We start from the raw sequence: 11377 nt of genomic DNA on the forward strand, positions 1-11377 counted from the left end.
GCATCAGCCACTACTGACAGGAGTGCGCAGCATATAGCGAGCACGACCATTGTGCAGTGCCTGTATTCCGACATGGTCCTGCCGAGATCGGTTCTGATCATCTCATCCTGTTCTCGGACTAATAACTTCTCATTGCCTTAATTTCAGGTCTGGTCTTCCAGCCACCTTGTATAGAATCTTCAGCCTCCCGCAGAAATACATTCCCGGTCGAGATGGGTAAGCCCCCCCTGCGCCGAATATCCAGTCTTGCCGGTATCGTTATTGCGCTGATTGTATGGCACATGGTCAAATGGAATTCCATTGAATGTATGGAATTTTCATACCATGTCTGCATACCCTTATCTGGTCCACTGGAAAGAAGAGATCAGCCGCAGTCCGAATGCGATATACATGACACTGGCTGATGCCCTGGCACTTTCCATCCGCAAGGGAGATCTGCGCGAAGGGGACAGGCTGCCGCCACAGCGAACAATCGCGGAGCATCTTGGCACCAATCTGACGACCGTGACCCGGGCGTTTACCGAGGCGCGGCGGCGTGGCCTGATTGACGCGACGGTCGGCCGGGGCACCTTTGTCCGTGTTGGTGCAGGGGAAAGCCACTGGCGTCATACCGGTCCCGCCGTGGTTGACCTGACCATGAACCTGCCGCCCATCCCGCAGGACCCGCCCCTTCAACGCGTTATCCAGAGCGATATTACGGCTATCCTGAAGCAGCAGGATCTGAACAGCCTGATGTCCTATCGGGTAACGGGCGGCACACAGGAAGAACGCCAGCTGGGCGCGAAATGGATCGCGCCCGTCATCGGGCAGCGGCGAACGGACGAAATCCTTGTCTCACCGGGCGCTCAGAGTGCGCTTGCGGCGATCGTCAGCACGCACACCCAGCCCGGCGATGTCATTGTCACCGATCGTATTGCTTATCCAGGCATCCGGACCATCGCAGCGCAGTTCGATCTCATTCTGGTCGGTGTGGACAGTGACATGGAAGGCATGATGCCGGACCAGCTTGATCGGGTCTGCGCCGAGCATCATCCCCGGATGCTCTACTGCATTCCGACCATCCACAATCCCACCACAGCCACGATGTCCCTGCAACGGCGCAAGGACATCCTGAAGGTCGCCCAGCGCCATCATCTGCATATTGCCGAGGACGACCCCTACAGTCTTTTGATGGACAATCCGCTGCCAGCACTTGCAGCCCTAGACCATAGCCGTGTCAGCTATGTGGCCACCCTCGCCAAGACGATCAGTCCTGGCCTGCGCACGGCTTATGTTGCCCTGCCCAATGCGGATATGACCCGGCGGGTTACGGCGGCCATCCGGGCCATAGCCCTGACCAATGCCGGCCTGCTTAGCGCGTTGACAGCGCGGTGGATGCAGACGCAGCAGGCCCATACGATCCTGCATGCCATCCGCACGGAACTGCGCCTGCGCCAGTCCATTGCCCGCAAGGTGCTTGGGGAGGGGCACTGCATGAATCCGGACGGACCGCATGTCTGGCTGAAACTGCCGGACTGGTGGGGCAGTGCGGATTTTGTGGCCTATGCCCGCAGGCGGGGTCTGGCGCTGGTGCCCAGTACCGTTTTCACCATCAGTGGCGAGCCCCCGCAGCGGGCGCGGATCGCATTGGGCAGCGCACCAGATGCCGCGAGCCTTGAGGAATCCCTGCACGGGGTGCTGTCTGTCCTGCAGCACAAACGCTCCCCCGGTTTTGCCGATATTGTGTGACCGGATGGTAGAACCCGGAATTGACGAAATCTTCTGATTTCATGAGATGGAAGGCGGATATTCCGGAAAACAAAAAGGCACTTTATTCACGAATGCGTGATTGTAAAATCGTGTTAAAACAGTCACTTACGGTAATTTCTTACGATTGTATGGTTTCTGTATATTTTTTGTATGCCTCTGTCTTGGCATAAGGGCTTTGTCTGATTTTATTTGAGCCGTTTGTACGCTTGTCAGAAGGCATACAATATTTTGGCTCTCCGCCATCCCGTGCCACGTTCGTCTCGGCAACGCGGTCAGTCCCGGCTTCCCGCCGGAGACCGCAGCACACGGGAGACATACCATGCCGAAAGTCGAACACGCTCCGCATAAAGATGGCGATTGCTTCGTCAATTATGAAAATAAGGTCTTCGAGGACGTCAAAGCCAAGCCCGGCGAAAAAGCCCTCATCACCTTCCACACCGTCGCCAATGAAGGCTCCGTCGGGTTCGTCAACCTGCTGCAGGCCACCCGCCTGATCCGCAAGGGTTTCGAGACGTCGGTGCTGCTGTACGGTCCGGGTGTGACCCTTGGTGTGCAGCGCGGCTTTCCCCGTCTGGGTGACGAGGCCTTTCCGGGGCACATGAACTGCAATAAGCAGATCGCGAAAATCCTTGAAGAAGGCGGCAAAGTCTATGCCTGCCGCTTCGCGCTTCAGGCCCTTTATGGCTACGGCGAGCAGAACCTTATCCCCGGCATCACGCCGATCAATCCGCAGGACGTGCTCGACATCATCCTGCTGGCCCGCCGCGAGAACGCCTTCATCCTCAATACCTGGACTCTCTGAAGGCCGAAGGGATTACCGCAAGCCATGTCCCGTATCGTTCGCGCCGCAGCCATCCAGATCAGCCCCGTCCTTGGTGACGATGGTCTGGGGACTGCCCGGAAAGTCTGTCAGGCCATCCGCGATGCCGCCGAAAAAGGCGTTGCGCTTGCGGTCTTTCCTGAAACCTTCGTGCCCTATTATCCCTATTTCTCGTTCATCCAGCCGGCTTTCCGCTTCGGCGGCGAGCATCTGGCGCTTTACGAACGCGCTGTCGTCATCCCCGGTCCGGTGACCGACATGGTGGCCGAGGCCGCGCGCCAGACCGGCATGGTCGTAGTGTTGGGCGTGAACGAGCGCGATTTCGGCACGCTCTACAACACGCAGATCATCTTTGATGCGACAGGCGAGATCCTGCTCAAACGCCGCAAGATCACGCCCACCTATCATGAACGCATGGTCTGGGGGCAGGGGGATGGTTCGGGGCTGAAAGTGGTGGAAAGTGCGGCCGGACGCATTGGCGCTCTGGCCTGCTGGGAGCATTACAACCCGCTCGCCCGCTACGCACTGATGACCCAGCATGAGGAAATCCACTGCGCGCAGTTCCCCGGTTCGCTGGTGGGCCAGATCTTCGCCGACCAGATGGAAGTCACCATCCGCCACCACGCGCTGGAATCCGGCTGCTTTGTCGTGAACGCCACAGGCTGGCTCACGGAAGATCAGATCAGGGACATAGCGCGCGACCCTGCACTGGAAGGGCCGCTGCGGGGTGGATGCTTCACCGCCATCGTCTCACCTGAAGGCAAGCTGTTGGGCACACCCCTGACGGAAGGCGAGGGGATGGTGATCGCTGATCTCGATTTCGCCCTGATTACCAAGCGCAAGCGGATGATGGATTCCGTGGGGCATTACGCACGACCCGAACTGCTCAGCCTGCTTCATGACCGGAAGCCTGCCCGCACTGTCCATTACGTTGGGGAAGCCGATCTGTTTCCTGCATCTACAGATGAGGTTGCGCCATGACCGTTCCAACACGCGGCACGCTTTCCGGCCGCAGGCTTGTCACTGACCTGCAATCCTTCGGGCTTCAGATCGGCGAGCAGACCGGGGGTATAGCCCGCAAGGGCGGCGCCGGTCCTTCCGACCACAAGACAATCACCATCGCGGGTCAGACCGTCATGGTTCCGGTTTATACGTCCGGTGCGCGACGGTCTCCGTTTCAGGCCAGTCTGCCTGACCAGAGTGGAACAAGCACGCTGCTGCGTGATGGTCAGACACTGGGCACGATCCATTTCCCAACGGCCCCACGCTTCTACGGGTTGAGCACGGCGGATGGCGTTCCCTACTGGAAGATCGCCCTTCTGCATGGCCGTGACACGCTGGCGACCACGGTGCACCAGACCTGCATCCGCTATACCGACCGGCGCACGTCCTGCCAGTTCTGCGCCATCGGCCAGTCGCTGGAGGCCGACCGGACGATCGCCTGCAAGACGCCCGCGCAACTGGCCGAAGTTGCAAAAGCCGCCGTGGAACTCGACGGCGTGCGCGATATGGTACTGACCACCGGGACACCCAACGTGATTGATCGGGGCGCTGCCGTGCTGGCGGAATCAGCCCGTGCCATCCGGGCGGCAGTGAACCTGCCGCTTCAGGTCCAGTGCGAGCCGCCGCGTGACCACGGCTGGCTCCAGCGTCTGCGCGAGGCGGGGGCCGACAGTCTGGGCATGCATCTCGAAGCCGCAACACAGGCCGTGCGCGAGAAGATCATGCCCGGTAAGGCCACAGTCAGCGTCGATCGCTATATGGACGCTTTTGCGTCCGCCGTGCCGATCTTCGGACGTGGGCAGGTCAATACTTACATTCTCGCGGGTCTTGGTGACAGCGCCGAAGACATTCTGGCTCTGGCCGAACGCCTGATTGCGCTCGGGGTCTATCCCTTCGTCGTGCCGTTCGTGCCCATTTCCGGCACACCGCTGGAAAATCACGCGCCGCCTTCAGCCGAGTTCATGAAATCCGTGCTGGCGCCGCTGGGCCGGATGCTGCGCGAGGCAAACATGAAATCCACCGACATCCGGGCGGGGTGTGGCCGGTGTGGCGCCTGTTCCTCGCTCTCGGCGTACGAACAATGAGTATGATGCTCGAAGGCGTGAAAGACCGCCCCTTCATCCCCACGGAATATGTCGTACGCCTCGCCCGCACACCGTGGGAACGTGCCGGGTATCACGCGCTGCGTCGCGAAGTGTTCTGCACAGAACAGCACGTTTTTTCAGAGGATGACCAGGACGCAATCGATGCGGTTGCCATTCCCATCATCGCGGCCTGCTGTATCGCGGGAATGCCGGACCGGATCGTGGGCGCGGTACGTATCCATGAAGCCAAGCCCGGTGTCTGGCGTGGTTCCCGTCTGGCGGTCCATGCCGATCATCGCAAGCTCGGACGGATCGGGGCGGAACTTATCCGTATGGCGGTCAGCACGGCGCATGGACTTGGGGCCACCCGGTTCCTGGCACAGGTCCAGGAACAGAATGTGCTGTTTTTCCGCCGCCTGCACTGGAAGGGTCTCGGCGTCATCACGCTGCACGGTCTGCCACATCACGACATGCAGGCCGACCTTGCGCGCTATCCGGCGCACGGTCAGGACCAGATATGGCTGCTGCGTCCGCAACCCCGACCGCGGCAGGTGGCGTGATGGCATACGAACTTGCCTCACTGCTGCGCACGTTGCGTCACGGTCGCGCCCTTGCGGGCAAACAGGATATTGCTGAAGCAGCTGCGATCCTGAAGCCTGCAAATCCTGATGCCATCCGCCTTGGCGATGACTGCGCTGCAATTCCGGACGGTAACGGCTACCTCCTGCTGGCCAGCGAGGGATTTCAGGACAGCTTTGTCCGCTCAATGCCGTGGTTTGCCGGGTATTGCGGCGTAATGGTCAATGTCAGCGACATCGCGGCCATGGGTGGTCGTCCGGTGGCCGTGGTGGATGCGTTGTGGAGCGATACGTCCGAGACGGCCGCGTCCATACTGACCGGTCTGCATGATGGAGCACGTACCTATGACGTGCCTGTTGTTGGCGGACATACCAACATGCGCAGCACTCACAACTCGCTGTCAGTGGCGATCCTTGGCCGTGCCCGTCATCTGCTGACCAGCTTCGATGCCCGACCGGGCGACGTTCTGATCGCCGCCATCGACCTGCGTGGCCGCTGGCACGATCCGCATCCGTTCTGGGATGCAAGCTCCGCCCTGTGCAGCACCGAAGGGGCGGCCCGGCTGCGGGGGGATCTCGAACTTCTTCCGTGCATAGCCGAGGATGGGCTAAGCCGTGCCGCCAAGGACATCAGTATGGCGGGGCTGCTGGGGACTGCCCTCATGCTGGCCGAATGTTCAGGCGTGGGCATGACGATCACGCTTGATGACATTCCGCGCCCCGATGCCGCGCCTATGGAACGCTGGCTGTCCGCATTCCCCAGCTATGGCTATCTGCTCACGGTGCATCCCGAAGATGCGGATGCGGTCATCGCCCGCTTTCATGGGCGGGGCATTGCAGCTTCTGCCATCGGCCAGTGCAATGAGACGCGGCGTGTGGATGTCACATGGACGGATGAGAAGGAAACCTTCTGGGATCTTGCCCGGACGCCGCTCATGGGATTTGCGCCATGAGTCTGTCCATCGGCATCCTGACCCATTCCACCAATCCGCGCGGCGGTGTGGTGCATGGTATGGCGCTGGCGGAAGCCCTGTGCGATGCTGGCCATGACGCGACGCTGATCGCCCCGGATGTGACCGGGACCGGTTTTTTCCGCGCGCCCCGCTGCGCCACATACTGTATTCCGGCTGTGCCGGAGACCGATCTGCCAACGCTGGTGGAACGCCGCATTGGTGAAATCAGGGACGCACTGAATGGGCAGCATTTTGACGTGCTGCACGCGCAGGACCCCATCAGCGCCAATGCGCTGGCCGATCTGGTGGAAAAGGGGCGGATACCGGGCTTTGCCCGCACGGTCCACCATCTCGATCATTTCTCCAACCCCGTCCTTGCTGCACGGCAGGAGCGGGGCTTCATGGCGGCGGCCGAACTCTTTACCGTCAGTACCCTGTGGGAAGGCATCCTGCGTGACGAACATGGTCGCGAGGCCCCCGTCGTCGGCAACGGGGTCGATCCCATGCGCTTTTCGCCCACACCAACCACGTATGATGCCTCGCTGCGGGCACGGTATCGTCTGCCGGCTGGCCGTCGCCTGATCCTGACCGTCGGCGGCATCGAGCGCCGCAAGAATACCCTGCAACTGCTCGACGCGTTTCTTGCCCTTCGGCGCGAACAGCCTGATGTGCATCTGGTCGTGGCGGGCGGGGCTTCATTGCTGGATCATTCTGCCTACCGTGCCCTGTTCGCCGCACGTCTGCGCGAAAGCGGTGCAGTGGATCACGTGACCATAACCGGACCGGTTGCGGATGACGACATGCCAGCCTTTTACCGGCAAGCCGCCGTGCTGGCCTATCCGTCCGTAACAGAAGGGTTCGGCCTGTGCCCGCTGGAGGCGCTGGCCTGTGGCACGCCTGCCATTGTGCCGGAGATTGCCCCCTTCACCGGGCACCTTTCGCGGGCGGATGCGCTGTGGTGCGACCTGACGTGTTCCGACACCCTGCTTCTGGCCTTGCGGGACGCGCTGAACGTCAAAAGCCGCGACCATTTCCGGGTCAGCGGCCCCGCAACGGCCCGCCGTTTCGACTGGCGCAGCGTGGCAGGTCGGCACCTCCCTGCGTACCGGCGTCTGGCAGCTCTATGGCATGCCGATGCCCCCTGATTCAGGAGCTTTGTCACCATGCCCGAAATGACCTTTCGTGTGCGCTGGCCCGATGGGACGGAGACCGACTGCTACTCCCCATCACTGGTCATAAGAGACCATTTCACGCCCGGTCAGAATTATCCGGTCCGGGAGTTCCTTGAAAAGGCGGACACGGCCCTGACGGAAGCCAGTGAGCGGGTTTGTGCCCGCTATGGCTTCCCGTGCAGCCGCGCCCTTGGCCAGTTGCACGCCATCCGGCAGGCCAGTGCGCCCTTTCTCAATCGACCCGACGCGCAGGTGCGTGTCCTGTCTTTCAGTTATTGAGACGAAAAGAACGACCATGACACAGAACGAAAAAAGCATTCCCGTCATTATCGTGGGTGGCGGACAGGCCGGGCTCTCCATGAGCTGGTATCTCTGTCATGAGAAGGTGGAGCACATTGTCTTTGAAGCAAAGACGGCCTGCCATTCGTGGGACGATGAACGCTGGGACAATTTCTGCCTGGTCACACCAAACTGGCAGTGCGAACTCCCCGGTCATCCCTACAAAGGGAGCGATCCTCACGGCTTCATGGTGAAGCAGGAAATCATCGACTACGTCAAAGGCTTTGTTGAGTCCTTCAATCCACCGCTTCGTGAACACACGGCAGTCACCTCCATCACGCGCCATGAAGGCGGGGGGTACCGCGTGGTGGCGGGCGGAGAGATATGGCATGCAAAGCATGTCGTCATCGCTTCAGGTGCCTATCAGGATGCGGTTATCCCCGGCTATGCTAGTGCGATCGACCCATCAATCTTTCAGGTCCACTCACAGGATTACCGCAATGCCGCCCAGCTTCCGGACGGCGCGGTTCTGGTCGTGGGCAGCGGTCAGTCCGGTGCGCAGATCGTCGAGGACCTGTTTCTTGAAAAACGCAAGGTCCACCTTTGCGTCGGCTCCGCCCCGCGTGTCTCGCGCTTCTATCGTGGCCGCGACGTGGTGGACTGGCTTGCGGACATGCACTTCTACGATCTGACGGTGGATAATCACCCCCTGCGTGACGGTGCACGCGACAAGACCAATCATTATGTCACCGGCCGAAATGGAGGCCACGATCTTGATCTGCGGTTCTTTGCCAGGGAGGGCGTGGGCCTGCATGGCACGCTTGAGACCATTCGTGACGAAATCGCGCACTGCGCGCCAGACCTGAAAGAAAACCTTAACGATGCGGACAAGACCAATGCCGACATCAAGAAGTCCATTGACGCCTATATCGCCCGCGAAGGGATCACGGCCCCAACCGAAGCTCCTTATGCACCTGTGTGGGAGCCCGATGGCAGTAACACCCCGCTGGATCTGAAGGCTGCCGGGATCACCTCGATCATCTGGTGCATCGGCTTCCGTCCGAACTATCGCTGGATCGACGTTCCGGTCTTCAACGGGGCCAACAAGCCGGTCTGGCATCGCGGCGTAACCGACGCGCCGGGATTCTACTTCCTCGGCCTGCCGTGGCTGCACACATGGGGATCAGGACGATTCTCCGGTGTCTCGCGTGATGCGGCGTGGCTGGCCAGCCAGATCATCGGCAAAGACGTGCCCGTAGCCTGAACGGAGGACAGCGCCATGCTTCCATGGACAACATATGAAGCGATGTATGACGCAGCCCTGAACCAGCCAGAGGCATTCTGGCTGGATGCCGCACGGCGCATCACATGGAAGCAGGCGCCTGGAATCGCATGCAGAACGCGGGCGGATGGCTGGCATGACTGGTTTCCTGACGCCACGCTCAACACCTGCCACAATGCCGTGGACCGACATGTTGAAAATAGTCGCGGCGGACAGGCAGCATTGATCTGGCATTCCTGCGCTACAAAAGAACGGCAGGTTGTAACCTACCGGGAACTGCAGGGCAGGGTAGCCGGGTTTGCCGGTGGTCTACGCTCGCTCGGGGTGGAAAAAGGCGACCGTGTCCTGATCGTCATGCCGACCATGATCGAAACAGCCATCGCCATGCTGGCCTGTGCGCGGATCGGTGCCGTACATGTCGTGGTTTTTGCGGGTTATGCCGGGCCGGAACTGGCGCGCCGGATTGATGACGTAGCGCCGAAAGTCATCATCGCTGCCAGTTGCAGCTTTCAGGGCCAGACAGCAATCCCGTCCGCACCTGCCCTGAATGAGGCACTGGCCGAGGCCGCGCATCGGCTACAAGCCTGCGTGATCGTGCAGCGCAAAGCCTGTCCGGCCTCACTTCTGCCGGTGCGGGCTCATGATTTCCACATGCTGGAACACTTCGCGCCAGCAGAGCCGGTAACGCTGCGTTCCGAAGATCCTCTCTATATTCTTCACACATCTGGCACGACGGGTCATGCGAAGGGCATTGTGCGCGACAACGGTGGTCATGCCGTAGCACTCGCGCTGTCCATGGAACTGATCTATGGCTGCAAACCCGGAGATACCTTCTTCACCACATCGGATCTTGGCTGGGTCGTCGGCCATTCCTATGGCGTCTATGCGCCGCTGATCAGCGGTTGCACCAGCGTAATCGTGGAAGGGGGCGCTTCTGCTTCCGCCGTTCACGCTCTCTGTCATGAGCACGAGGTGAAATGCCTGTTCACGACGCCAACACAGATGCGACTCATGCGACAGGAAAGCCGCCATCTGTCAGGAGCGATCCTGCCTGCGCCGGCCCGCATCTTCATCGCCGGGGAATATGCGGATCCAACCTTGCTGGACTGGGCGCGGTCCTATTTTCGCAAACCCGTGGTCAATCACTGGTGGCAGACCGAAACCGGGTGGAGCATCACCGCCCATTTCTTCGGCCTGCCCGAGCGTGAGCCGGTGGCGCTCATGAATGATATCGGACGGCCTGCGCCGGGATTCCGTCCGGCCATCGTGTCGTCCATACCGGGGGAACGGTGCGGCGAGATTGTTCTCTCCTTGCCGTTGCCTCCTGGCTGTCTGGCGGGTGTCTGGAGGGACAGGGTGATCCGTGCTCCTGCAGCGTATCTTGATGAAACACGCAGGTATTATCGTACCTTCGACGAAGGCATGATCGAAGCCAACCGTGCCGTGCATATGCTCGGTCGTTCTGACGACGTCATAAAGGTCGCAGGTCGACGGATTTCGGGCGTACAGATCGAAAAGATCATCGCTTCACACCCTGCCGTTCATGCCTGTGCTGTAGTCGCGACCCCCGACGAATTGAGGGGGCAGCGACCTGTCGCCTACGTGGTTCCTCATCCCGAGGCGGAATGTGCACCTTCTGCCGACGAAATCGCAGCACGGGTCCACGAAGTCCTCGGGCGCTGGATTGGTCTGAAGGAAGTCCGCTTTGTCAGGCAGTTGCCAACCACCGTATCTGGCAAGATTACACGCAAACGTCTGCTGGTATCCTGACGGTAGCATTGCGGCATGCCATTTGTGGAACGGCCCGTTCAGATGGCCGGGCCGCCAAAGACTTCAATCTGCTGCGCGTTCACCCAGCCATTGTCCTCGGACAGCTGGGAGGCGATCATCGGGCCGATGTCGTCAGGAAGGCCGGGACGTCCGAGTGCGGTTACTTCTGCAATATGGCGCGCAATGTCCGGATTGTCCCGCACCATACCTCCCGAGAAATCCGTCTGGATCGCACCCGGCGCCATTGTATTGACGGCAATGCGGCGAGACCCGAGTTCCTTGGCCATGTAATGCGTCATAACTTCTACTGCCCCCTTCATGGCCGCATAGGCAACCCGGTCGGGATAGGCGAAGCGCGTCAGGCCGGATGAGATGTTCACGATCCGGCCACCGTCCGCGATCAGCGGCAACAGGGTCTGGGTCAGGAAAAAGGACCTTTGGCGTGGACGCGATAGGCGGCGTCGAAATCGTCTTCGGTCACGTCACTAAACAGCCTGCTATGGGACGTTCCGGCCATGTTGACCAGATAATTGAAACGCTCCGTACCCCATTCACGCAGCACGCGCCGGATTTCATCGGCGAAGGTAGGCTCCGGACTCATAACCAGGAGATGACAGTTGCAGCGAGGCATATGGCTGAGAAGAAGACATTCGGGCATCTGTCATAATGTGTTGCGACCCATCTCCA

The 11377-nt window shown here is 60.4% G+C and carries 9 protein-coding genes and 2 pseudogenes; 10 read left to right on the forward strand and 1 reads right to left on the reverse strand.

All coding sequences use genetic code 11. From position 1 onward, the window contains the following. Window positions 1-324: 324 nt before the first annotated feature. The 10 genes and pseudogenes from CFR79_RS07520 (at window position 325) to CFR79_RS07565 (ending at window position 10690) form a co-directional block, all read left to right on the forward strand. Window positions 325-1728 carry an aminotransferase-like domain-containing protein gene (locus CFR79_RS07520; protein WP_110547479.1) on the forward strand — a complete coding sequence of 468 codons (1404 nt, stop codon included), beginning with the start codon at window positions 325-327 and terminating at the stop codon, window positions 1726-1728. Between the two features lie 340 nt (window positions 1729-2068). Next, window positions 2069-2551: an MSMEG_0572/Sll0783 family nitrogen starvation response protein gene (locus tag CFR79_RS07525; protein ID WP_110547466.1), complete on the forward strand. Its 483-nt coding sequence runs from the start codon at window positions 2069-2071 to the stop codon at window positions 2549-2551. A 24-nt stretch (window positions 2552-2575) separates the two neighbouring features. Further along, window positions 2576-3550 (forward strand): Nit6803 family nitrilase, encoded by a 975-nt coding sequence (locus tag CFR79_RS07530; protein ID WP_110547467.1) that lies wholly within the window; start codon window positions 2576-2578, stop codon window positions 3548-3550. Beyond that, window positions 3547-4656, forward strand: a complete 1110-nt coding sequence (locus CFR79_RS07535) for an MSMEG_0568 family radical SAM protein (protein WP_110547468.1) — start codon at window positions 3547-3549, stop codon at window positions 4654-4656. Before CFR79_RS07530 ends, CFR79_RS07535 begins: the two co-directional genes overlap by 4 nt. Then, window positions 4653-5216: an MSMEG_0567/Sll0786 family nitrogen starvation N-acetyltransferase gene (locus CFR79_RS07540; protein WP_110547469.1), complete on the forward strand. Its 564-nt coding sequence runs from the start codon at window positions 4653-4655 to the stop codon at window positions 5214-5216. Before CFR79_RS07535 ends, CFR79_RS07540 begins: the two co-directional genes overlap by 4 nt. Then, window positions 5213-6187 (forward strand): sll0787 family AIR synthase-like protein, encoded by a 975-nt coding sequence (locus CFR79_RS07545; protein ID WP_258373461.1) that lies wholly within the window; start codon window positions 5213-5215, stop codon window positions 6185-6187. The genes CFR79_RS07540 and CFR79_RS07545 overlap by 4 nt, the downstream gene beginning before the upstream one ends. Continuing rightward, window positions 6184-7363 (forward strand): annotated as a pseudogene (locus CFR79_RS07550) (MSMEG_0565 family glycosyltransferase). The gene CFR79_RS07545 and the pseudogene CFR79_RS07550 overlap by 4 nt, the downstream one beginning before the upstream one ends. Then, the gene (locus CFR79_RS07555; RefSeq protein ID WP_102324096.1) at window positions 7351-7638 is read left to right on the forward strand and encodes an MSMEG_0570 family nitrogen starvation response protein; all 288 of its coding nucleotides are present in this window, start codon (window positions 7351-7353) and stop codon (window positions 7636-7638) included. The pseudogene CFR79_RS07550 and the gene CFR79_RS07555 overlap by 13 nt, the downstream one beginning before the upstream one ends. Before the next feature lie 16 nt (window positions 7639-7654). Further along, window positions 7655-8902: an MSMEG_0569 family flavin-dependent oxidoreductase gene (locus tag CFR79_RS07560; RefSeq protein ID WP_110547471.1), complete on the forward strand. Its 1248-nt coding sequence runs from the start codon at window positions 7655-7657 to the stop codon at window positions 8900-8902. A 15-nt stretch (window positions 8903-8917) separates the two neighbouring features. Then, window positions 8918-10690 (forward strand): AMP-binding protein, encoded by a 1773-nt coding sequence (locus tag CFR79_RS07565; RefSeq protein ID WP_110547472.1) that lies wholly within the window; start codon window positions 8918-8920, stop codon window positions 10688-10690. A 38-nt stretch (window positions 10691-10728) separates the two neighbouring features. On the opposite strand, the pseudogene CFR79_RS16335 reads toward CFR79_RS07565, so the two are convergent. After that, a pseudogene (locus CFR79_RS16335) lies at window positions 10729-11321 on the reverse strand (SDR family NAD(P)-dependent oxidoreductase). Window positions 11322-11377 lie beyond the last annotated feature (56 nt).

This window comes from Komagataeibacter saccharivorans (assembly GCF_003207825.1).
GTDB classification, from domain to species: Bacteria; Pseudomonadota; Alphaproteobacteria; order Acetobacterales; family Acetobacteraceae; genus Komagataeibacter; species Komagataeibacter saccharivorans.